Raw genomic sequence first — 23,854 nt, forward strand, 5'->3', positions numbered from 1 at the left:
CATTGCTGTTGGTTTCTATTGCTGATTGAGACATGAAAAGCATCGTAAAGCAGAGGGTCACGGCTAGAAAAACCTACAAGTCATCAGTATCTTAAATAGGTGGGGAGAGAATGAACACCCTATTTCCCCCAACAATCAGCAAGATAAAGATGAACGATCAATGCAGTTTTTCTCTTTCAACCACATGAAACGCTTCGCGTACACCCTCTCCCCAACCCCTCTCCCGTAAAGGGAGAGGGGCTTTCAGAGTTGTTCTGAGAAGATTGAAAGTTAATGGGACAATAGTGTTTCTTAAAAAGATAATGACTTGTTCCATATGCTTGAGGATGTCACACACACCATCTTCAGCAAAAGAAGAGACCAGAGCACTGTTAAAACAACCTTAGCACTCCCTCTTTTACCAAATTCGCAGCAGATGTCGCCTCAATGATTTCGAAGAGTGACACTCAATGTTTAGAGGAATTTAACTTGCCCACAAGCAGTACCTGCTTTTGTTCAATCTTGTGTAGATAAATTCGCGCGCTCTTTCGGTATAACCAGTCGCTGGTTGCGCACATCAAGCCTCGTAACACGCCGGGGTGCCGAGGATAAAACAGATCACCAGCTGATCTGGCATGCCATCAACTCTTACGTGTAACTCCACCACGCCAGACATAAAGCTCCATCGCTAAAGGATCACATCGGTTACAGCTGGAACCGCACTCAGCCTTTATTTTTCGACGCTCAACACGGCCTTTGCGCTCCCACTGCTCAAGCATCCCGCGCACGGCTTCTGCATCAGCATCCAGATAGCGGGCAATATCCGCCAGTGAAGCTTCTCCACGCTGTTGCAGATAATCGCGGATGGCCGACAGCATTAGACTTCAACTTCGGCATTGGCCTGACCGCGCATTGACCAGAACCTTAACCCGACAATGGTCGCAACCAGCAGACCAATCAGCACGACAACCCAAAACAGGCCGCTGTCTGGATGGCTGTCATAGGTAGCCAACTGATAAAAGAGGCTTGCTGAAACGAAGGCGACCCCCGTTGACCAGGCAACCACAAAAGCAGCCCAGCGTGTCCCTGCCTCACGACGGATTGCACCGATGGTTGCAACACAGGGAGAGTAGAGCAGGATAAAAAGCAGATAGGCGAAAGCCCCTGCCTGACCATCAAAACGTGCCGCCATTGCACCGAATACACCGATGTTGATCTCTTGTGCTTCCGCAGCCGCTTCGATGTTGGAGATATCACCAACATCCATGGCCAAAGGATCTGTGAGCAGATCTTTTATTCCAAGCAGATTTTCAGGTATCGTCTCGACAGCCTGTTTGATCGCCATCCAGAAGTCGAAGGGTGTTGTATCTCCTGAAACCCCAGCCTCATCATTAGCAATATTGCTGTAGAGTGCATCCAGGGTGCCCACCACCGTCTCTTTTGCCAGAATACCGGTAAAGACGCCAACCGTTGCCGGCCAGTTGTCATCGGTTATACCCATTGGCGAGAGTACCGGAGTCACCGCTTTACTCACTGCGCTCAAGACCGAGTGCTCGGTGTCTTCATTACCGAAACTGCCATCCGTACCGATTGAGTTGAGGGTATTGATCACCAGAACCATGATCACAATCACCTGCCCTGCCTCTTTGATAAATAGTTTCACCCGATCCCAGGTGCGTAACATCACCCCTCTCAGGGTCGGCATGTGGTAGTGAGGCAACTCCATCATGAAGCCTGAACTCTCACCGGATAGGAGCGTTTTCTTCATGATCAGCCCAGTCAGTATCGCTACGGCGATGCCGATCAGGTAGAGACTGAAAACAAGATTCTGTCCACTCTGTGGGAAAAAAGCCGCTGCAAACAGTACATAGACCGGCAGACGTGCGCCACAAGACATGAAGGGGTTCATCAGTATGGTGAGTTTGCGCTCCCGATCACTCTCCAGGGTTCGGGTCGCCATCACTGCAGGTACGTTGCAGCCAAATCCGACAATCATCGGTACGAAGGCTTTACCGGGCAGGCCGATGGAGCGCATGAATCGATCCATGACAAAGGCGGCTCGGGCCATGTAGCCTGAATCTTCCACAACCGACAGAAACAGATAGAGGGCGGTGATAATCGGGATGAATGTGGCAACGACCTGAATGCCACCACCAGCGCCATCAGCCAGCAACACAACCAGCCATTGAGGCACATTGATTGACGCCAACAAGTGGCCGAAGCCATCAACAAACAGGGCGCCGGCCACGCCATCGAAGAAGTCGATAAATGCACCGCCGATGTTGATAGCAAACATAAACATCAGATACATCACGGCCAAAAACACCGGGATACCGAACAGCTTGCTGAGTACAACCTTATCGATACGGTCACTGATTGTCTTTTCCAGACGCCCCTGGTTGCGAGTCGCGTTCTGGGCAATGGCGTGGGCATGACTGAAACGGGAATCCGCAATATGGATATCCAGCTCCTCATCGACCCGGTCTTCGATCATTTTTCGCCAGTTGTCTATCCGCTCATGCAGTAGATCATCCGCGAAGTTCAAGGCAAATTCGTCACCTTCGAGCATCTTCAGCAGCAACCAGCGGCGTTGGGAGTGGTAGCGACTGTCAGGCAGCTGTAATCCGGACTCCAGATCAGTGATTGCCTGTTCCACCATCTCATCCTGAGCCAGTGGAAATCCACCTTTGATGGCTCCGGCTGCAAGATCCTGGATAGCACCTTTTAGCTTGGTGACCCCCTCTCCGCTGACCGCGACCACAGGTATCACCTGGCAACCAAGCTCTTCGCTAAGGCGCTGGAGATCGATCTCCATTCCACGTTTGCGCGCCACATCCATCATATTCAGTACCAGCAGGAGTGGCACACCCATCTCAAGCATCTGTACCGTGAAATAGAGATTCCTCTCCAGGTTGGAGGCGTCAACAACATTGACGATGAGATCAGCCTCCCCTGAGAGCAGGTAGTCCCGGGTGACTTTCTCATCCTGAGAGGAGGCGTCAAGGGAGTAGATGCCTGGTAGATCCACAGCATTCACTTCATCACTGTCGATCTGAAACTGCCCCTCCTTTCGATCCACCGTGACACCAGGCCAGTTGCCCGTACGTTGGCGAATACCGGTGAGGATATTGAACAGTGCGGTTTTTCCGCAGTTGGGGTTTCCCGCAAGGGCGATGGTCAACGTCCCTGGGGTTGACGGAATATCTGAAATCTCCGAATCGTGACAGGCCATTATGGTTCGTAATTCCTTGTTGCGCTTAGCGCTCTATTGGACTCAGGAGCAACTTTTCCGCCACACCAGCACCTAAAGCAACCCTTGATCCTTGACAGGCAACAACCACACCACTTCCTCTTCGCTGTAAAAGCTCTATTTCCGATCCTACTCTCAGACCCAGACTGAGCAGGCGATGAACCAAAAGTCGTCCTCCCACTACCCGTTTGATGCAGGCACGGCTACCGACTGGTAATCCAGACAGTTTCACCAGTTTGTCAGAGAGGTAATGTTCCAATATCACTCATCCAGATGGATAGATCCGCAATTAAATATTAATGATTCTCATTAGAGCAGGGACAACACGCCCATGCAATCACCATTTTACAGTATTTGGCGATTAACTAATGCTGTAAAAAACAGCGGCTAATCACCAGTGAGCGACTTTCTCACGAGATCAATTCGGTGCGGTTTGAGAAAATGTGCACCATCTTCGCCCATCTGGCGCAGAAATCCTTGCTTGATCCGCTCATACTGGACTTCATTGATCTCCAGCTTTGTGTGGGTCACTTTCAGGAACCGGGACTCGAACACCTCCCAGGATTTATAGCAGCCCGGGACATTCAGGAAAACCTGTTGCTCCAGCGCCATTTCCGGGCGATCAGCCAAACTGCAGATCGCTGAAAAGGCCTCTTCTCTGACGATCTTCTCATCATGAACCAGGCTCATCAGTGCATTGAAATCACCACTATAGACCGGCTCTGAGAAATAGGCGTAGCCCCCAGGCTTTAAAACCCGTGCAATCTCATCCATTGCCTGCGCCATCATTGGCTGCGGGACATGATGCAGTGATTTCAACATCCATACCGCATCGATACTCTCATCCATCTCGCTGATGGATTGCGCCCCTTCAAGCCGAAACTGGAGATTGGAGATGGGACTAGCCAGGTTTTTCTGGTGCTGAATAGCATCCACTTCAGTGGCAATAAAAGTGCAGTCAGGATGCCGTTGTGCCAACTCTCTTGTGAGCCAGGCAGCGCCGCACCCCAACTCCAGCCCCCGCATATTATCGAAGGGCAGCAGCTGCTCCATAATATCCAACTCCCGCCCGGTAACATAAGCCTCAGGCCGGTCAAGAACCATCTGATTTGCTGACATCTTACTACTGCTCCATTATCTTGCTTTGTACCCAGTAAGGTTACACATTGTTGTTCCCCCTGAGTAACTCGTAAACTATGACTCATTCTATTCTACAGGTTTGCATATTGTGCTATTCGATGGGATTGTAAATTGGTTTGACCGGCTGCGCCTGCAGCTCTCCCGTCACGACGCCTTGCTGATCCTATCTGTTCTCGGCCTGATGTGTGGATTCGTAGCCGGTATGGTGATCGTTATTTTCCGCCTGCTGGTTGAATCGATTCAATCATCCATGCTGCCAGGTGGAAATGCTGAAAATTATGAGGCTTTGCCACCTCTGCTGCAGTTCGCCCTTCCTGTTTTAGGCGGTCTGGTGTTAGGGCTGATCTTCCTGCGCTATTCAAAGGGGCTCCATGTTTTAGGCATCCCCCGGGTCATGGAGCGTCTGATCTATCATCAAGGTCACCTCTCTCTGCGAGGTTTCTTTTTGCAGTTTTTCGGCGCGGCAATCGCTATTATCAGCGGCCATTCAGTGGGAAGAGAGGGGCCCCATGTGTTCCTCGGTGCCGCCAGCGGTTCACTGCTGGGTCAATACCTATCCCTACCCAACAACAGCATCCGTATACTGGTTGGTTGTGGAACAGCGGCCGGGATCTCAGCATCATTCGATACCCCCCTGGCAGGGGTGATCTTCGCCCTGGAAGTTGTGATGATGGAGTATACCCTGGTCAGTTTCATCCCGATCATGCTTGCTGCAGTAAGTGCCAACAGCCTCTCTTTGATGCTCTTTGAAGGGGGGCGGGTATTCGACCTGGAAGTTACTCAACTTGGCTCACTTCATGAGTTGGCGTTTATTCTACTGCTTGGCCTTGCGGCCGGTGTTGTCTCTGCAACCTATGTCCATCTAATTGAGTTTGTCTCAGACAAGAGCCAGAAACTGCCCTTCTGGGTACGCAATCTAAGCGCCGGTCTGTTGGTCGGTCTCTGTGCACTCGTTGCCCCTCAGGTGATGGGCATCGGCTACGATACAGTCAACCAGATACTGCTTGGTGACGTTGCTTTAAATCTGCTTGTGCTGCTGGTGATTGCAAAACTTGTTGCCACTGCCGCCAGCATCGGATTGGGCATTCCCGGAGGCACCATAGGACCAGCACTTTTCATCGGCGCCGCCCTGGGTGGGCTATTCGCCCCTCTACCCTCACTTCTGTTTGATGGCCAGGTATCCGACCCAGGAGTCTATGCCCTGATCGGCATGGGCGCAGTAATGGGGGCTGCTCTGCAAGCCCCCCTTGCAGCACTGACCACAGTGATCGAATTGACCCACAACCCGGAAATCATCATGCCTGGGATGCTGGCGATTGTCGTAGCCAGCCTGGTCAGCAGTGAGTTGTTTGGTAAGTCATCGATGTTCCATACTCTGCTGGAGGCCTCTGGATTGAACTACCATACCGACCCGGTAATGCAATCTTTGCGGCGAACCGGAGCTGCTGAATTCATGAGCCGGAGTTTTGTCCAGCTCGATGCAAAAATGAGTCGTGATGCCGCAAAGATGGCCCTCAACCAGAAACCGGACTGGGTGTTGATTAATGACGCAGATGAGGAGTGGGTATTGATGCCCAGCGTCGAGCTGCTGCGAAACCTTGAGTTACATGATGATCAGGAGTTGGATCTGCTGAATATACCTGCCACCCGCTACCAAATGGCTCCTATCCGTATGCAGTCCACCCTGCAGGAGGCTTTAGAGGCATTGGATAACAGCAGCGCCGAAGCACTCTACATCGAATGGTTCGACGAGGCACACTATTGGCGCATCCAGGGCATATTGACCCGCACTCAGATTGAATCGGCTTACCACTTTTGAATTCACTGCAAGAAGGCAAAAAAAACCAACATTTAAAGGCTAAAAAGCATAAGATATTGCTAATCATTTAAAACGACTGTTGAGGGGGGCTCATGAACGACACTATTAACAATCCAGACACCATCCTCGTTGATGAACAGCCGGTACGATTGGATGAGTTACTGGCTGAATACAATAAACTCAAAGCTGATGCCGAGAATACGCAGAAGCAGGAAAAGAAGGCCGTTCGAAGATTCAACCGAGAGGAAGAGCTAAAACCTTACCAGGCTGAGCTGATCAAAATGCAGCAATACCTGGAGGCGACCCGCACCCGCATGGTCATTCTTTTCGAAGGACGCGACGCTGCAGGTAAAGGCGGCACTATTCGACGTGTCACCCGATATATGAATGAGAAACACTATCGGGTCGTTGCACTGGGCAAACCCACCGATGAACAGAAAACCCAGTGGTTCTTCCAGAAATATGTCACTCAATGCCCTCGTGGCGGAGAAGTGGTGCTCTTCGATCGCAGCTGGTACAACCGTGCAGTGGTGGAACCGATCTTCGGTTTTTGCAGTGATGAAGAGTATGAGAACTTCATGGTCGGCTGCCCAGGCTTTGAAAAAGATCTGGTTCGTCAGGGCACCATTCTCGTAAAACTCTATTTCTCTGTAACAAAAGAGGAGCAGGCAAGACGGTTCGAGCGTCGTAAGAGCGACAATCTCCGTCAGTGGAAACTGTCTGAGATCGATGTACAGGCTCAGGATCGATGGGACGATTTTACAACTCAGAAATATGAGATGTTGAGACGTACCAATACCACCCATGCCCCTTGGACGATTATTCGCTCAAATGACAAACATCTGGCCCGTCTCAACGCCATGCGGGTGATCCTCAATTCGGTACCCTATGAGCGTTTGAATAGCGATCTCGATTATGTTCCCGACCCGAGCGTGGTCATCTCCGGTTCCAGAGAGTTGGAATTGATGGAGGCTCAACGTTTGCAAAAAGGCAAGTTCGTCGGCTGATCAATAACCTCGCCGGAGATTACTTCGGCGTTATCCAGGCAATATATGCCCTGTTCACGACCTTCAGGAACAGGTCATACCAGACACAACACTATGCCGCAAACACTCCACCTTACGCTGCTAGCGCTGTTGTGGCTGGGTTACTTTGCAATCCACTCTCTGCTGGCTTCACTCACCCTGAAACAGTGGCTTGCATCACGTCTTCCGGGAATACTGCCCTGGTATCGAATTCTCTACAATATCCTGGCTGTGGTCTTAATAGTGCCACCACTGCTGGCCCTATGGTGGCTTCATAGTGAACCCTTATGGCGTTGGCAGGGAGCTTGGGCCTGGGTTGCTTACTTATTGATGCTGATGGCCTGCTTGGGATTCGTCTGGTCACTACGCTATTACGACAGCAGGGAATTTCTCGGCTTAAGACAGTTGCAGCGACAACAACAGGGTACGGCAGACCAGGAACAGCTGCACATCTCACCGCTACACCGATTTGTACGTCACCCCTGGTATAGCCTTGGACTGGTGCTTGTCTGGACCCAGGATATGGATCCGGCACGATTGGTTTCTGCTGTTTGTATCTCTCTCTATCTGATCTACGGTTCCGTTCTGGAAGAGAGGAAACTGCTGGTGTTTCACGGTGAACGCTATCGTGACTACCGTAAACGCGTTCCGGGACTGGTTCCAAGACCCTGGAAGTATCTCTCAAAACATCAGGCTAAAGCCCTACAGAATGAGTAGTCGCAAAGTACCGTAAGTATTTTCTGCCTTGATTGGTGGGGCATGGCCCCACCCTACCCTGAGCTATTTAACTGGGTGGAGCCATCCCAACCTTGTGCTATTTGGTAGGGTGGGGCCATCCCAACCTTGTGCTATTTGGTAGGGTGGGGCCATGCCCCACCAACGGAGTCTAAATCAGGATCAATACTAGGGTGCTGCTTCACACTAGCCCAGCACTTAGTAACTTGGATCCCAGAAACTCCCTTGACCATAGGGTGCAGCGCCCGGGCCGTAGCCGTAACCAGGATACCCGTGTGCTGGAGCGCCGCCAGGGTTTCCATAAGGCCCCTGACAATTACCTGGGCCACCACATCCCATACCGGGATGCCCCATACCATGACCTTGCCCCATGCCGTGACCTGCCCCCCGTCCCATATGGCGGCGGTGCATGGCATGACAAGCCGCCCGCTCTTCTTCAGACATGCCTTCGATGACCTTCTGATGCTTTGCCCACTCATCCTCCATTGCCTGCCTGCGAGCTACCCAAGGTGGAGTCTCCGGCATTTCAAGGCCCTGTTGCTGAGCCTTCTCACGCATCTCCTGATAGCGCTGCTGACGAAAAGCATCACGCTCTTCAGAACTCATGTTCATCATTTTCTGGTGGTGCTCCATGCGCTCATCCATACTGGGTCTGACAGAGTCTCGTTGGGACGAACGCCAAGGTGGTTGAGCTGGCAACATTACCCCAGCCTCCTCTGCACGTTGCCGCAGAGCCTGATATCGCTGCTCCCGCTCTTTCCAGCGCTGAGCCATGATTTCCTCAGGATCGTGCTTTGCAGTCACCTCAGCCTCAGCTGCTTGATCTGAGGCAGCCTCATCGACGGCAGCAGGTTCAACGGGTTCCGCTTCACTACTTTCCGCAACCTGAGGAACCGCGGCTTCACTCGAATCGGCCTCCGTACTCTCCTCTGCTGGGGCGGGCTCCATCATCTCAGATGATGCGGTGTCCGATTCACTAACATTTGCCTCCACAACCTCTTCAGCCACTTCAGTTTCAAGGCCAGCAGCCTCAGTGGTGGCTTCTTCAGCATTCAGTATTGCGCTAAAAGGCAGCAGGGATGCCACCATCAGGGTCAAGAGTTTCTTCTTATACATGCTTGTTTCTCCTTCGATGATCCAGATTGGTATATAGGGATTTTCAAGCAACCTCTGAACAAGCCATTGACCGACATCTTGCTGCCAACAGGCACCCATACAGTGTTGAGGATCTTAGCAATAGCAGACTACTACGCAGAATTCTCACACATGATCGGAATGTTTTGATCAGCTAAACAGTTCGGCACTATATTGTTCAGAGGTTCCTTAATCTGTAGATGCTTCAGGCATCTCTTCTTTTTCAATTTTCTTATTCTGAGACTTGAGTGTAGCAACCTTTTTCGCAAGTTCCTCAAGCAACCCGTCCATCCCCTTGGTTTTTACCAGGTTTCTAAACGAAGTGCGGTAGTTACTGACAAGACTCACTCCATCCACAGCCACGTCATAAGCGTACCAGTCTTCATTGCGGTAACGTAGCTTGTAGCTCACCGGCAACTCTTTATTTGATGCGACAATATAGGTCTGTACGTTTGCCAGCTTACCCTTCAGGCGCTCACGCCCCATTCGTACAGTTTGGTTAGTGTAGCTATCCATGGCCGAAAAGTAGGTCTGCTCCAGTAATTCACGAAACAGTATGATGAACTGTTGACGTTGTTCATCAGTTGCCTTGCGCCAGTTGGTCGCCAAAATCACCTGGGACATGGAGTCATAGTCGAATCGAGAACGAACAATGCTCTTCACCATCTCCCGGCGCTCGGTCTTACCAAGATTTTCATCTTTGAGTATCTCAAGGATACTGTTAACTGTCTCTTTAACCCGTTCTGAAGGGGTCACCTTGGCTGCAGCCGGCAGACTGGCAGTGAACGTCAGGGTTAGCAGTAAAATGGCAAACAATCTCATCATGGGTCTTAATCCCGTAATTTTTAGCTGGTTGTTGAGACAACAGATTTTAGGAAAGGTGCGTGGGAATGCCACACAAACCACATGCCGGAAATCATATTTCCAAGCGTGTGTCAGCCTCTTCAGTCTCCCGCTTTCTCGTCCTTAATTGGTGTAGCAGCAGGCACAACAGATAGATGCCGCTGATTCTGAGCACTTGAATAGTTGTCGATCCGCCAACAGATACATACCCACTTGGGATCACTCTCCTCTGCTGCCCCTTCAAAGTGACTGTACTGTAATAGCTGAATTTCAGTGCCATCAGGCAACACTATCCGATAACTGATTTTACTCGAACCCGTCGTCTCTTTCTGCAATAGGGGCTCTAACAAGACTCTGTCCTGCTCATGAACCAGTGTCAGAAATGACTCCAGAGTCGGCTTGAATTCATCTTTCTCCAGGCCGGTCAGGGTGAACATATCGTCCTCCCAAAAACAGTCACCATTGGCAGGATCCCAACTCCAGGAGGCACTCGGCAGAATCTCCTCCATGAATGTTATCTGATGCTGCAGTTTCTTTGATCGAATCCTGTAACGTTTGGATTTGTGCTTGATTTGCATCAGTTTATGTTTAAGTAGCTCCTCACGTCGCCTCAATCGTTTGATTGAACGACGAGTCTTACTACGATGGTGCTCAAGCCCCTGCTTTGAGCGCTTTTTGACAATCCACATCAGCAACAGGCTCCAGGCAATCAGCAATACACCCCAGAGCAGATAGACCAGGAAACCGGACTGATAAGGTAGAGGACGTTCGATCCCCGGCCAGTTATTCCAGATTTCATGTATCTCTTCTTCACTCAGTCGATCCATCGCTTTTTGCAGTAGACTGTGCAGGACGGGCGTGGATGCATGGGTCACCAATGCAATGTCCAGAGTCAGGTCGAGCCGTTGGCTCGCTGTTAACCCATTGAATCGTCCAACTTTCAGTAAATGGTCAACACTGGCTGCATCGCCAAGGTAGACTTGAATGCGACCATCGAGCACCGACTGCAAAGCAGCATCCAGGGTCGGGAATGATTTAGCACGAAGTCCAGGCAAGTAGTGGGGCAGAACCTCTTCCCAGATACTTCCGGCAAGCACCGCGATCTCCCCCCCTGCGATATCGGCAAGGCCCTGGGCGGTAATCTTACCCTTACCATAGAGCGCAGCTGGTAAATTCAGATAGGGACGGGAAAAATGTAGATCGGCAGAGCTGGATGCGGAATGAACCATAGCCCCTATCAGATCGATTTCACCTTCTCGAAGCCCCTGCTCCAGGCGCTCACTATTGTTGTACTTAACAATATCCAGATTCAGCCCGGTCTTAGACGATAAGGCGCGCAGATAGTCAGCAGCCAGTCCCATCGCCTGACCACCTTCGAAATAGAGCACTGGCGCAGTCATCTGAACCACACCCACTTTCAGGTTCTGATGATCATCCAACCACTGTTTTTCAGCCAGATTAAATCTGGAGACCTGAGCACATACCTGGCCTGCAAGAAATAGCCCTAAAAGGCCCAGACCAAGCTTCTGTAATAACATCCGTGAACTCACCGCTTCACTCACCCTCTACCCATCTGTTACAGACTATTTCATGAACTGAGCCTTCTGCCAAGATAGATTTACAGAATATTAGACAATCGTCAGGTCAGCAGGGCCGATTGGATTAGTGTTAACAGAGCCTAGTTCGTACAATGGTGAATTTACAACTCTGTGGATAAATCTTGAACCCGGATCAATATCTTCATCCCTGGCACTTTCGGCTGGCACGAAAGGTCATTCATGCGGGAGGGCTGGTCGCCTATCCTACTGAGGCTGTTTTTGGCCTGGGATGCCACCCCCTTGATGGTGATGCTGTGTTGAGGCTACTGGCGTTGAAGCAACGCCCTATGGAGAAAGGCTTGATTCTTATCGCAGATAGAGCGGAAGCACTCTACCCTTATCTGGGGGATCTGCCGAGCAAGGTATGGGATCGTGTGATGCAGCACTGGCCAGGCCCAACCACATGGGTCATACCCGCTTCAGAAAAGACGCCAAAATGGCTAACAGGAGGTCATAATTCCCTGGCGGTAAGGGTTACCGACCACCCTCTGGCGTCAGCACTCTGTAAAATCGCAGCGACACCGCTGGTATCCACCAGTGCCAACATCAGTCAACACCCCCCTGCCAGAACCCCAATGGAAGTCCATCTTCGCTGTGGAGATGGGATAGACCTTATATTGCATGGTAAAACGGGGGGACAGACAAAACCGACAGTGATTCGTGACGCCCTGAGTGAGGCATTGATTCGTGCCTGATTTAAGCGTGAAAACCCAACACAGATTCGACACAAAAAAAAACCCACCCGGGGGATGGGTGGGCTTAAAGCGCTTATATATAACAGCGCCGGAGGAGGATCGAAACCATCAAAACTTACCCTTTATGACGGCGGATCTGGAAAAAACTTTAATCGAGAGAGCAGTTTTTTCGGTTACACAACCAAAACGCCATAACCAATTGAAATAAATAACTTATTTTCAATACTACCCATTAAGCCCAGTTGCAAAAAGCGATTCATCAAAGGATTTTATTTCACCTCTTCAGGCTGCAGGCCACCCACTCATACTTTTTTAGATTGCAGATGCTCATTGATCCACTCCCGAATCCAATGACTGGCCCGGGAACCATGAAACCGGCCAATCTCTTTTCCATCCACAAAAATGATTACTGTCGGGAATCCACGTAATCGATAGTGTCCCGCCAAACGCATGTTGTCATCTACTTCAAGCTGGGCAAGGGATAGTTGACCTTCATGCTCTATGATCACCCGCTCCAGAGCAGGAGCCAGGGATAGGCAAGGGGCGCACCACTCCGCCCAGAAATCGACCAGAACAGGCTGATCATGGGACGCTTGGATCACTTTTGCCTCAAAAGATGCCTCATCAACAGCATAGATATAGGAAGGTTGTTGTTTATTACTACTCATACATACTGCCTGCTCCGGATATCTCAGCCGGTCGTCTAATTTAGAGTTAATCTGCGGTAATTACCCGAGGATAGATTCAAGTGTGCAGTCCTGCCGCACTATCTCCAACCGAAATCAAAGCCACCTGACAAGCCGGTTGATAGAGAGCCCGATTCTACAGAGGTTGAGGGTAACGAGGAAAGTATCCTGGAATTGGCAGAAACCCACATCACAATGGTCGGCAGGCCTTACCTGGCTCTGATTTGAGCCTGGCCGTGAATGAACGAAAAGATCTGCCGGGGGATAGTGACTGAATAGCCATTTTCAGCGGATAGTAAACTCAGACCGGCATCATAAGCTATTTTCTAAAAAGCCAGGAACCTGCTGGATTAGTGTTAACAGGCCCTAGAACGGAACGGTCAACTGATTTTTTCAGGATCATAGGTTATCTTAGGGGTTTTACCCAAGCCGACAGAGTATCGATCATGTCCAGCCACTATCGCCGATCCCAATTTCCCGCCACGCGTATGAGACGTATGCGGCGCGATGACTTCTCCCGTCGCTTGATGCGTGAAAACATTTTGACCCCAGCAGACTTCATCTATCCGGTGTTTGTTCTAGAAGGCGAGCAGCAGCGAGAGGAAGTGCCTTCAATGCCTGGCGTTGAGCGCATGAGCATCGACCTGCTGCTGGAAGAGGCCAAACAGATTCATGCCCTGGGCATTCCCGCTATGGCCCTCTTCCCTGTCACGCCGCTCTCCGCAAAAAGCGAAGATGCCTGTGAAGCCTACAATCCCGATGGACTGGCCCAACGAACTGTGCGTGCGCTAAAAGCAGCTCTGCCCGACCTTGGGGTGATTACCGACGTGGCCCTTGATCCATTCACCACCCATGGTCAGGATGGCCTTATCGATGACACCGGCTATGTGATGAATGATGAAACCAAAGCGGTTCTGGTAAAGCAGGCTATTTCCCATGCTGATGCGGGTGCTGATGTGGTGGCACCGTCAGATATGATGGATGGAAGAATCGGTGCTATTCGTGAAGCACTTGAAGAGCATGGCCATATTCACACCAGGATTCTCTCCTACGCAGCAAAATACGCTTCCAGCTTCTACGGCCCCTTCCGTGATGCAGTTGGCTCAGCTGCAAACCTGGGTGGCGGCAATAAATATAGTTACCAGATGGATCCTGCCAACAGTGACGAGGCCTTGCACGAAGTAGGACTCGACCTTCAGGAAGGGGCTGACATGGTGATGGTGAAACCCGGTATGCCCTACCTGGATATCGTGCGCCGGGTCAAAGAGACCTATCAGGTACCCACATTTGTCTATCAGGTCAGTGGCGAATACGCCATGCTCAAGGCTGCGGCACAGAACGGTTGGCTCGACGAACAAGCGGTTGTGATGGAATCTCTGCTCTGCCTTAAACGGGCTGGCTGTGATGGCATACTCACCTACTTTGCAAAGCAGGCCGCCCTTTGGCTGCAACAAGACTAGCCCATATGGATAAATACGCGGTAATCGGCAATCCCATAGAGCATAGCAAGTCACCTGACATACATGCGGCTTTTGCCAGACAGACAGGAGAATCAATAAGCTATGAACGCCTGCTGGGCGACAAGCAGAACTTCGCTGCTGACGTCCGCACTTTTCTGGCCGAGGGAGGGCGTGGATTGAATGTCACAGTCCCGTTTAAGGAAGAAGCCTGGCGAATGGCTGATGAACTGAGTGACAGAGCCCATACCGCGGGTGCAGTAAACACCTTGATTCGCCTGGACAGCAATCTGTTACGGGGTGACAACACCGATGGGGTTGGCCTGGTCCGTGATCTATCAGTGAACCAGGGTTTTCGTTTGGCTGACAAACGCATCCTGATGCTGGGTGCCGGTGGCGCTGTTCGGGGGGTAATGCGACCACTGCTGGAAGAGAAACCGAAACGCATCATTATTGCTAACCGTACAGCCAGCAAAGCCTATTCACTGGCCAGTGGACTGGCACCCTATGGACAGGTCGCAGGCTGCGGCCTGGAAGAGATAGCAGGCATGCAATTCGATCTGATCATCAACGGCACTGCGGCTGGACTTGCAGGAGAGGTACCCCGGATACCCGATGATATACTGGCCAAAGGGGGATGGTGTTACGACATGCTCTACAGTAACCAGGCGACACCTTTTCAGCTTTGGGCGCGCGCCCATCATGCCGCCCGCTCATTGGATGGATTAGGCATGCTGGTGGAACAGGCTGCTGAATCCTTCCGGCTCTGGCGAGACATCTTACCGGAAACCCCGCCAGTGATTGCCCAATTGCGGCGTTGATACAAGGTTTCGACCATTTCATGAATTGTCAGCTTGGCGTGAAAACAACGATCTGGTCGTGATCGAAATTACTATTCAGAAATATCACCCAAGTCAGCAAAACAGATCTTAGTTTTACTGTTTCGCTTAGCTTCGTACATTGCGTGATCCGCAAGCTTAAGTAAACTATCGACCTCTTGATGATTGGGATAGAGGGCAATACCAATACTGGCCTCAATCGCACAGTGATTCTCTTGAATATATATAGGCTGATCTATTGCGTAGACTATCTTTTCCGCAACCAGAGTAACACCATCGCTATCTTTTAAATCCCGCAATACAACGACAAACTCATCCCCCCCCAGACGCGCTACCGTATCACCTTCACGAACCACTCCCTGTATTCGCCTGGATACCTCCTGCAGTAACTGATCACCGACTTCATGCCCAAAGCTATCATTAACTGCTTTGAATCGATCGAGATCCAGAAACAGAACAGCGACCATTGAACCATTCCGCTTGGCATAACTACAGGACTGTTCCAGTCGATCATGAAGCAAGAGCCGATTTGCAAGGCCCGTCAACGGATCATAAAACGCAAGCCGTTCCAGTTCCGCCTCCTCACGTTTGCGCTGGGTCATATCGGAAAAAATACCGACATAGTGAGATAGCTCACCCTTTTGATCATAAACCGCACTAATGCCCAGCCACTCAACATAAACAGCACCATCTTTACGTCTGTTCCAGATCTCACCCCGCCATGAGCCTTTATCTTGAATTTCTGACCACATTTTATGGTAGAAATCCTCAGGGTGTTTACCCGATTTCAGTAGACTTGGATGTTTACCGCTGACCTCTTCAAAGGTATAACCGGTAATCTCAGTAAAGGCATTATTCACAGATACAATTTGTTCATGACTATCGGTGATAATGATTCCCTCTGTAGCCGATGCCATAACCTGATGGCTGAGCCGCAGCTGTTGCTCTGCCTGCTTTCTGCTTGTGATATCTCGAATAACACAAACTGAGTGGCAATGATTCTGAAGCTGCATCGATGCAATCGACATCTCCAGGGGAAACTCACTGCCATCCCTACTAATCCCCAGCTGCTCAATAACCGCACCAACAACCCGACCTTTTCCATTATTGATATAATCGGACAATCCACCGACCTGCCCCTCATTCAGCTGAGGGGTACCGATCAAATGTTGAATTGGTTGCCCAATGATATTCTCTTCCTGGTAGCCGAATATGCGTTGCGCAGCTGGATTCCAGCTTTCGACATCGCCATTGTGATTAATTGAAATGATCGCATCCTGAGCTGAATCGGTCATGGTACGCAACTTCATCTCCTCTTCAGCCAGCTGATCCTGAAATTGCTGGCGTCTTCGAACATCAAAGCCTGCCCGTAACGCAATGATCAACAGTAAAATCATTATGGACAGAGATAGACCATGGCTTAGCGATGTACCATATCTAATCAGAGCAATCAGCGCCTGATTGTCCTCTGTTATGTCGTAGTAGAGCTCGAAAGCACCGAGAAATTCGTCGCCATCCATAATAGGCACATAGATTTCGACTACATCCCGAGGGACGATTTGACCTTCCAGGGTTTTCGCCTGCTTACTCACAAGATTGCTATAGACCTCACCAACTGCAACTTTCTCGTGAAAATAGGTATAGATGTTTTGTTGACCAATATCGTTGCTATCCGTTGAGTAGACTGTCACTCCTGAGGCGTCAAACAATTTGGCTTTCCATAGCGCATAATCTTTCTCCAACATCGATATATGATGCCTAAATTCATGGTCAACATTCCTGGAGCTGACAGGCTGCTCCAACAGACCGAGCATACTGCTCATGTGCCCCGCGGATAACTTTGCATTACGCTCAACAACTGAGATCAATAAATCAGAAAACTTAGGCTGTAGATAGTGCGAAGAGAGTATTGGAAATGCCAATACAGCGGCAACAGACACAATCAAGCCATAACGGATGAAAGGCACCCGCCAAGCAGCATTCAAATTGGCCCAAAAGTGGCTCACTTACCTAGCCTCGAGCAAGCATAAATAGAATCTATAAATCAGACGAACTGCCTCTATCCTTTTCCAATTGCCTGAATTGGGCATCGGCAACCATCTATTGGACTTGAGGATTTATTAATTAAACAATATTTTTTCAGCTTCATTTCAGCTTGACAGGTTAACTATTACTATCAGCCCTATTCGAATTTAACACTTCAGGGCTATTAGCGTGAAAAAGTTAATATGATATGACGCATTGGAGGCTTCGACATGTTTAACTCAAAACAACGATACCCAGCTTACTTAATCTTATTGCTTATCAGCAGTTCAGCAATAGCGCAGCAGTGGCAGGCGCTACCGGAAACAGCAACTTCACCGCCAGACAATCCAACCACACCAGAAAAAGTCGAACTGGGTAAGATGCTCTTTTTTGATCCACGACTCTCATCCAATGGCACAGTATCCTGCTTCTCCTGTCATAATGTCATGGAGGGTGGTGATGATCACCGCACCACATCGATTGGGGTGCATGGTCAGGCAGGTGGACGAAACGCCCCATCTGTCTGGAACGCAGCCTTCCACTCTGTTCAATTCTGGGATGGCAGAGCTACCAGCCTGGAAGACCAGGCCAAAGGCCCCCCTGCCAATCCCATCGAGATGGGCATGTCTGATCTCGATGCAGTTGCTGATAGAATTGCCAAAATACCTGGATACAAAACGCACTTTAATGATGTTTTTGGCGCAGGCGATAATATTACAATTGACAATATCGCCAAAGCAATTGCCGCCTATGAAAGAACATTAATCACACCTAACAGTTCCTATGACAAATATGTACGGGGTGATGGCAAGGCGATGAATGAACAACAGATCCGTGGCATGAAGACTTTCGCCAGCACGGGTTGTACTGGTTGCCATTCAGGGGCAAACTTCAATGGCCCTTCACTACCTGCTGGAGAAGGCTTCTTTCAAAAGTTTCCGATCTTTACCAACAACTCATATGTTACCAAGTATGGATTAATGAATGACACTGGCCGCATGAATGTTACTGGAAATATTGCGGACAAGAACATGTGGCGAGTACCAACATTGCGGAATTTACGCTACACCGCGCCATATATGCACAGCGGGACTGTCAAATCAATTAATGAAGCGGTAAGGGTAATGGGTAAAACGCAACTTGATAAAGATCTTTCAGATAGTGACGTTCAAGAGATCGTCGCCTTCTTAGAGACCTTAAATGGAGAGTTCCCTATACAGACCATGCCAAGGCTGCCAGCCACACCAGGAGATCTACTCGAATAATCACACGTTGATACAACCTGCATGCATCAAGAGAAGCCAGAAAAGATTAACCGTTAACAAGATAATGATTAAAAGTTAACGGATGGCAGACAGAAAGATAAGGCTGGGCATAGTACCAAAGAGTAACTATGCCTATCCTGTCTTTCGCTCTCCTTCAGGTAGAACTATATTAAGTTCAAGTATCTCATGATGCTCATCGTGCTCGACATTAACATTAACCGCACCTGGCTCAACTGCAACATATTTACGTAGCACCTTGAGGATATCCCGTTGTAACTGAGGCAGGTATGACGGCGCATCTCGTCCAGCCCGGTCATGAGCCACCAAAATCTGCAATCGCTCTCTTGCAACAGATGCTGAGTTGGTGCTCTTTTTTGATTTAAAGTAGTTCAGCAAACCCATTGCCATTAACCCCCAAACAACCTGCCCAACAGACCCTTCTTCTCGATATCCAAAAACCGGTGAGGTAACTGTTCACCGAGATACCGCGCAACCACATCACTGTATGCCTGCCCTGCTGTACTTTCATTATCCATGATAACCGGTACCCCCGAGTTCGAGGCGTTAAGTACTGCCTGAGATTCAGGTATCACACCAATCAGGTTGAGGGATAGAATATCCTGAACATCTTCCACACTAAGCATCTCTCCGCGCTGAACTCGCTCAGGGGAGTAACGGGTCAGTAAAAGGTATTCCCGAATCGGTTCTCGATCCTCTTCGGCCCGCCTCGATTTACTAGAGAGAATTCCAATCATACGATCTGAGTCACGGACTGAAGAAACCTCAGGGTTGGTTACAACAAACGCGTCATCCGCATAGTACATCGCCATAGTAGCGCCTATCTCGATACCTGCTGGCGAATCACAGATAATGAAATCAAAATCACCCGACAGTTCATCCAGTACTTTTCCTACACCCTCTTTTGTTAAGGCTTCTTTATCACGGGTTTGAGATGCAGGCAGTATAAACAGGTTATCGTTACGCTTATCCTTGATCAGCGTCTGCTTTAGACGAGCCTCCCCTTGAATGACATTGACAAAATCATAGACAACCCGTCTTTCGCATCCCATTATTAAATCCAAATTCCGCAAACCAACATCGAAATCGATAACTACGGTTCTATGCCCCTTCTCTGCAAGACCCATAGCCAATGCAGCAGCAGTTGTCGTCTTACCTACACCGCCCTTACCGGACGTGACTACGATAATTCTGGCCAATTAATCACTCCTAAGATTCTCTAAAATAATGATTCGAATAATCATTTTGAACTTGCACAGAAAACAATCAGATCTCTTTGAATACAAATGCATCTCCACGAAGAGAGACAGAGACAAAATGCCCCATATGCCTTGGAGACAGATCATCACTTACTTTATAACGCCCAGCAATTGACACCAGCTCAGCCCTTAAATCTTTACAGAAAATAGAGGCGCTTTTATCCCCTTTGACACCTGCAAGCACCCGACCCCGAATCGGCGCATAGGCATGGACATGCCCGTCTGCCACCACCTCAGCCCCACTACTCACCGGCGCCAGTAAAACCAGATCACTATCCTGGGCATAGACACGCTGCCCAGATCGCACAGGCGAGTCAACAATTTTTGCAGGAAGTGATCTATGCACCTTAGTTGCTGTCGACTTGGCAGGAGAAGTGGCAGAAGTTCGGCGCTTCTCAGAAAAAACCGCCAACTCCAACAGACTGGCCTGTTCATGAAAGGCTTTAGAACCACCACGAACACCAACAGGAACCATGCCATAACCACGGATCGCACCTATGGCTACTGCAAGATTATCTATATTTGCACCATCAGATGATGACTTGAGGTCTATCACAATGGGTGTATTTCGAAAAAAATTCGGCGCTTTTGCGATACGATCCGATAACAGCTCATCTATAGCTTCAATATTCAGTTCTGACATCGTCAGCTTGAGTAGTGTAAATGATCCTGCCTTCAATTCGACATTACCGTCTGCACTATAAGCAGTCTGTGAATCTGAACTCACTGATCAGTCACCTCTATATTGAAATGTTTCACAATCATTAAACAGGCTACCTGACGCTTTAAAAGGTTAACGAATAACAGCCACTGATCCGTCTTGAAAATATCAGACGCATACTCATCTCAGAAAACTCAGTTGATATTTCGCCAATTAAACACGAATCAGGAACAATCACGGGTTACCCAGTGGCAGCCAGCAAATCGTAATGGATATTCAAGCTGCCGACCCTATTGTTTCTTACATCTTGTGAACCAGCTCAGATTATGGAATTTTTAATATAAAATTTTGGAATGATCTTGTTAATAAATATATTTGAACAGCATTTAACATATCCTGATTACCGGCGATACTCAGCAATAGAATATCAACCTGTAACTACGTAGTATTCAGACCATAAATATTACGACACACAGGGTAGTGTCTGGTAGAAATCCACTTAAATTCTTAGAAGCGCCACTTTTCTTTCTAGTGAAGCTGGTGGGGCAGGGCCCCACCCTACGTTTATACGGAAAGGTGGGGTGGGGCTCTGCCCCTCCAAATCGCGCTGGAAATTCACAAAACAGCCTGCAAGCTTCCGCAGATCATTAACTATCACCGTAGCTGATACGACTAGCAAAAATCTTTCGGATCTCCCAACTCGCGCAGCATCCCTGATTTAAATTCACGACGATATAAAACCCCGACCACAAGTAGAGTAGCAAGAATAAAAACAAGCGGATGTATGAACCAACTCAGAAAAGCCAAACCAAAGTAGTAAGCACGAAGACCACGGTTAAAAGTATTGCTCGCCTTTGAACTTACCTTGGCAGCTCGTTCAGCAAAGGTATCACTCCATTCCGGTAGTGCATCACTGCTGGGTGCAGCACCGATCATAATGGAGAGATAGTTGAAGTGACGCATTGACCAGGTAAACTTAAAAAAAGCGTAGATAAAAATAAGTAGCAGAACAATCAGCTTCAGCTCCCATATCTCTCGCGAACTCTGAACCGCGTAGCGTAATTCACCTATTATCTCAATGGCCGTATCCATCGTCCCTAATATGGCGATAAGCCCAGCCAGGATAAAAATAGTTGTAGATGCAAGAAAAGTCGCGCTTCTTGCAAGGATCAAAACAATATTTGAATCAACGATCCGTACATCCCTTTTCAACATTTCATGCATCCACTGCAAACGGTAGCCATGCATGACACTCATCAGGGTAAGATTGTCACGAGCCTGCAGGTCGGCATAGCGGGTATAACTTACCCAGCAGATCATAAACCAGATAAAAGCAGATAAGTCGAGTAGAGGTATCATAAGACCGGGTCGTAGAGGGCTTACGGTCAGAGTTTAGCAAGATTTCACTAGTTTGTACCTACCACCCTAAACTCCTTTGATCGATATCGACTGAGTCACCCCAGCCCATATCGATTCATATACGATCTAAGGTATTCGCACACACCTGACCATATTATCAAGCCGTAAAATGTCACCCTGAGGCCCATGATAATAAAAAGTACCAAACCCCTCATTGGCACTACCGTCAGCTTGAAAAGTGATATCTGACTTGTGGTTACTTCGCTGAGCCCCCGCACCATGTACATCAACAACCTCACTATTGAAGTAACCAAGAGACCGTCCAAAGGAGAGATAGGTTGCGGAAAAACCCATCCCCTCAGAGGTAGCATGGGTAGTAGATGCCCAATAGGCACCCCAATCCTCCTCACCGCCTTCGTTTGTAAATGAAGTAGCATTGAATAGAGGATCTATGGCGGCGCTTCCGCTGTAATCTGGAGCAAGCTCATAGTCGACGATACTCTGTAGCTCCTTGATGTCAGGCAGACGCCAATCACTCCAACCAGCCGTAGTGTTCGATTCGCAATAGTTGATCGCATCCTCAAAATTTGAAGATCGATAGTCATTCGTCTCCCACATCAGACCAGTTGCGTTATCACTGATTGTACCATCACTGTTATCGACAAAATCGTTGATGCCGTAATGATCGTTACCACTCACACAGAACAGATAAAAAGTCTTAGAATTGTTACTTGGGAAGTTATACGGGTAGCCCTTAATCCGGCCATCCACAAAATTGACACCAAACATAGTGTCATTGCCTCCCATTGTACCTTCGGGTGAGAGATAAATTGTAGTTGTTGCGTATTGGCCATCAATGATGCGCTCACCAGCACTGGTATCACCAAATCCCGGCGCGAAGATAGTGTTATCGATAAATGGGATTAACCGGGATGTGTCGCTACCTGTATAGGCACTGGGATCACCACCGGTGAAGTCCATCAATGAATAGAGCTCTTTAATCGACGGTAAGCGCCACTCGTAACCACCTTCAGTCAGCCCAGAACAGTAGCTAGCCGCCTCAGGTTGGGTCAACTTATCATCCACATCAATCACGCCACTCCCATCCAGATCGGCGCTCTGAGTCCAGATCAATCCGGTAACATGATCAAATACACTGTTACCGTCCTCACTCAAAGTGTAGTCTGGCTGGTGACCACTGTAGTCAGCATCATAACCGACTCCAGAGCAGACCGTCTCTACACCAGTCGAGGAGTCATAACACAGGCTTTGATTGGTATCGACAATCGTGTAACGTCCTCCGGTACAAATTATCTCAATGTTGGTGATCGCATTTCCAGACAGTGTGCCGCTGCCATTTAAGATATTGCAATATCCGTTCGGAAAACTGGGTTGAGTCGCAACAGATATCTCATAAACAGTCTCATCAGCCAAGGTTGTGCTGAATGTAAAATCTCCATCACTATCGATGGAGAGATCATCACCTGTATTGTTCTGCAAAACCAAGCCACTACCAATCAAACCGGAAACCGTACCGCCAATACTGTAGTACAATACATTACCATCACTGCCATCAGTATCATCACCACTGCTATCGGTCTCTTCATCTCCACTAGTGTCAGTACCATCACCGCTATCAATGATATCTTCGCTACTATCGCCTGAACCACCACCTCCACACCCCGTCAGCACAAGGCAAAGCGAGATCCCTGCCACACACACTATTTTAAAAATTGACATGACACTCTCCACAACAGGTTAACTTGAGACTCTCATCCTGAATAGGTCGAGCTTAAATATTTTGTCGGTGATTGACTTATTCAGAGCTACCTTCAATTTAAGCCAAACAAAGTGGAGGAATCATGGAGGAAACGTGAAGATTCTCTGCACTTATATTAACCCGGCGACTAAGTATGTCGTCTTCAGGGTTTCAAGCCTGCCCTTGATCAAGGCGCACCCCAAAGGCACTTCCTTCGGGGCGCGGCTCGAAGGCAGGCACACTTCGGCTGAAGACAACATACTTAGTCGCCGGGTTAATAGTGAATAGTGTGAACATAGTGCTGGAAC

The 23,854-nt window shown here is 49.0% G+C and carries 21 protein-coding genes; 7 read left to right on the plus strand and 14 right to left on the minus strand.

From position 1 onward, the window contains the following. Positions 1–620: 620 nt before the first annotated feature. The 4 genes from AC4IE7_RS06060 to AC4IE7_RS06075 form a co-directional block, all read right to left on the minus strand. Positions 621–857 carry a FeoC-like transcriptional regulator gene (locus tag AC4IE7_RS06060; RefSeq protein ID WP_490775917.1) on the minus strand — a complete coding sequence of 79 codons (237 nt, stop codon included), beginning with the start codon at positions 855–857 and terminating at the stop codon, positions 621–623. Beyond that, positions 857–3,211: a Fe(2+) transporter permease subunit FeoB gene (gene feoB / locus AC4IE7_RS06065; RefSeq protein ID WP_490775918.1), complete on the minus strand. Its 2,355-nt coding sequence runs from the start codon at positions 3,209–3,211 to the stop codon at positions 857–859. The genes AC4IE7_RS06060 and feoB overlap by 1 nt, the downstream gene beginning before the upstream one ends. Positions 3,212–3,236: 25 nt before the next feature. Further along, positions 3,237–3,488 carry a FeoA family protein gene (locus AC4IE7_RS06070; protein WP_490775919.1) on the minus strand — a complete coding sequence of 84 codons (252 nt, stop codon included), beginning with the start codon at positions 3,486–3,488 and terminating at the stop codon, positions 3,237–3,239. Between the two features lie 128 nt (positions 3,489–3,616). Continuing rightward, positions 3,617–4,348: a class I SAM-dependent methyltransferase gene (locus AC4IE7_RS06075; protein WP_490775920.1), complete on the minus strand. Its 732-nt coding sequence runs from the start codon at positions 4,346–4,348 to the stop codon at positions 3,617–3,619. A gap of 109 nt (positions 4,349–4,457) precedes the next feature. On the opposite strand from AC4IE7_RS06075, the gene AC4IE7_RS06080 reads away from it, so the two are divergent. The 3 genes from AC4IE7_RS06080 (at position 4,458) to AC4IE7_RS06090 (ending at position 7,930) form a co-directional block, all read left to right on the plus strand. Next, entirely contained in the window at positions 4,458–6,188 is a 1,731-nt protein-coding gene (locus AC4IE7_RS06080; protein ID WP_490775921.1) for a chloride channel protein, read from the plus strand. A gap of 92 nt (positions 6,189–6,280) precedes the next feature. After that, a complete protein-coding gene (gene ppk2 / locus AC4IE7_RS06085; RefSeq protein WP_490775922.1) occupies positions 6,281–7,195 on the plus strand; it encodes a polyphosphate kinase 2 in 915 nt (304 codons plus the stop codon). A gap of 93 nt (positions 7,196–7,288) precedes the next feature. Next, entirely contained in the window at positions 7,289–7,930 is a 642-nt protein-coding gene (locus AC4IE7_RS06090; RefSeq protein WP_490775923.1) for a methyltransferase family protein, read from the plus strand. A gap of 216 nt (positions 7,931–8,146) precedes the next feature. Here AC4IE7_RS06090 and AC4IE7_RS06095 read toward each other — a convergent pair whose 3' ends face one another. The 3 genes from AC4IE7_RS06095 to AC4IE7_RS06105 all read right to left on the minus strand — a co-directional run bounded on the left by AC4IE7_RS06095 (position 8,147) and on the right by AC4IE7_RS06105 (position 11,463). Beyond that, positions 8,147–9,064 (minus strand): hypothetical protein, encoded by a 918-nt coding sequence (locus tag AC4IE7_RS06095; RefSeq protein ID WP_490775924.1) that lies wholly within the window; start codon positions 9,062–9,064, stop codon positions 8,147–8,149. Between the two features lie 207 nt (positions 9,065–9,271). Then, entirely contained in the window at positions 9,272–9,907 is a 636-nt protein-coding gene (locus tag AC4IE7_RS06100; protein WP_490775925.1) for an MlaC/ttg2D family ABC transporter substrate-binding protein, read from the minus strand. 119 nt (positions 9,908–10,026) lie between these two features. Next, on the minus strand, positions 10,027–11,463 hold the full coding sequence (locus AC4IE7_RS06105; protein WP_490775926.1) for a transporter substrate-binding domain-containing protein: 1,437 nt from the start codon (positions 11,461–11,463) through the stop codon (positions 10,027–10,029). A 182-nt stretch (positions 11,464–11,645) separates the two neighbouring features. Between AC4IE7_RS06105 and tsaC the strand changes: the two genes are divergently transcribed. Then, on the plus strand, positions 11,646–12,218 hold the full coding sequence (tsaC, locus tag AC4IE7_RS06110) for an L-threonylcarbamoyladenylate synthase type 1 TsaC (RefSeq protein ID WP_490775927.1): 573 nt from the start codon (positions 11,646–11,648) through the stop codon (positions 12,216–12,218). Positions 12,219–12,520: 302 nt separating this feature from the next. On the opposite strand, the gene AC4IE7_RS06115 is transcribed toward tsaC, so the two are convergent. Further along, positions 12,521–12,886 (minus strand): thioredoxin family protein, encoded by a 366-nt coding sequence (locus AC4IE7_RS06115; RefSeq protein ID WP_490775928.1) that lies wholly within the window; start codon positions 12,884–12,886, stop codon positions 12,521–12,523. A 464-nt stretch (positions 12,887–13,350) separates the two neighbouring features. Between AC4IE7_RS06115 and hemB the strand changes: the two genes are divergently transcribed. Together hemB and aroE are read left to right on the plus strand one after the other, a co-directional pair. After that, on the plus strand, positions 13,351–14,364 hold the full coding sequence (gene hemB, locus AC4IE7_RS06120; RefSeq protein WP_490775929.1) for a porphobilinogen synthase: 1,014 nt from the start codon (positions 13,351–13,353) through the stop codon (positions 14,362–14,364). Positions 14,365–14,369: 5 nt separating this feature from the next. Beyond that, positions 14,370–15,182: a shikimate dehydrogenase gene (aroE, locus tag AC4IE7_RS06125; protein WP_490775930.1), complete on the plus strand. Its 813-nt coding sequence runs from the start codon at positions 14,370–14,372 to the stop codon at positions 15,180–15,182. Between the two features lie 71 nt (positions 15,183–15,253). On the opposite strand, the gene AC4IE7_RS06130 is transcribed toward aroE, so the two are convergent. Then, complete coding sequence (locus tag AC4IE7_RS06130; RefSeq protein ID WP_490775931.1) at positions 15,254–17,206, minus strand: diguanylate cyclase domain-containing protein; 1,953 nt, start codon at positions 17,204–17,206, stop codon at positions 15,254–15,256. A gap of 249 nt (positions 17,207–17,455) precedes the next feature. Between AC4IE7_RS06130 and AC4IE7_RS06135 the strand changes: the two genes are divergently transcribed. Further along, positions 17,456–18,490, plus strand: a complete 1,035-nt coding sequence (locus tag AC4IE7_RS06135) for a cytochrome-c peroxidase (RefSeq protein WP_490775932.1) — start codon at positions 17,456–17,458, stop codon at positions 18,488–18,490. Positions 18,491–18,622: 132 nt separating this feature from the next. Here AC4IE7_RS06135 and minE read toward each other — a convergent pair whose 3' ends face one another. The 5 genes from minE to AC4IE7_RS06160 all read right to left on the minus strand — a co-directional run bounded on the left by minE (position 18,623) and on the right by AC4IE7_RS06160 (position 23,527). Beyond that, a complete protein-coding gene (minE, locus tag AC4IE7_RS06140) occupies positions 18,623–18,892 on the minus strand; it encodes a cell division topological specificity factor MinE (RefSeq protein ID WP_490775994.1) in 270 nt (89 codons plus the stop codon). A 5-nt stretch (positions 18,893–18,897) separates the two neighbouring features. Further along, positions 18,898–19,707 carry a septum site-determining protein MinD gene (gene minD / locus AC4IE7_RS06145; protein WP_490775933.1) on the minus strand — a complete coding sequence of 270 codons (810 nt, stop codon included), beginning with the start codon at positions 19,705–19,707 and terminating at the stop codon, positions 18,898–18,900. A gap of 67 nt (positions 19,708–19,774) precedes the next feature. Next, positions 19,775–20,494 (minus strand): septum site-determining protein MinC, encoded by a 720-nt coding sequence (gene minC / locus AC4IE7_RS06150; RefSeq protein WP_490775934.1) that lies wholly within the window; start codon positions 20,492–20,494, stop codon positions 19,775–19,777. A 606-nt stretch (positions 20,495–21,100) separates the two neighbouring features. Continuing rightward, entirely contained in the window at positions 21,101–21,787 is a 687-nt protein-coding gene (locus AC4IE7_RS06155; RefSeq protein ID WP_490775935.1) for a DUF599 domain-containing protein, read from the minus strand. Between the two features lie 126 nt (positions 21,788–21,913). Next, positions 21,914–23,527, minus strand: coding sequence for an Lcl C-terminal domain-containing protein (locus AC4IE7_RS06160; protein ID WP_490775936.1), 1,614 nt, complete (start codon positions 23,525–23,527; stop codon positions 21,914–21,916). Between the last annotated feature and the right edge of the window lie 327 nt (positions 23,528–23,854).

The sequence above is a fragment of the Candidatus Thiodiazotropha sp. AKAK3 genome (assembly GCF_058244645.1).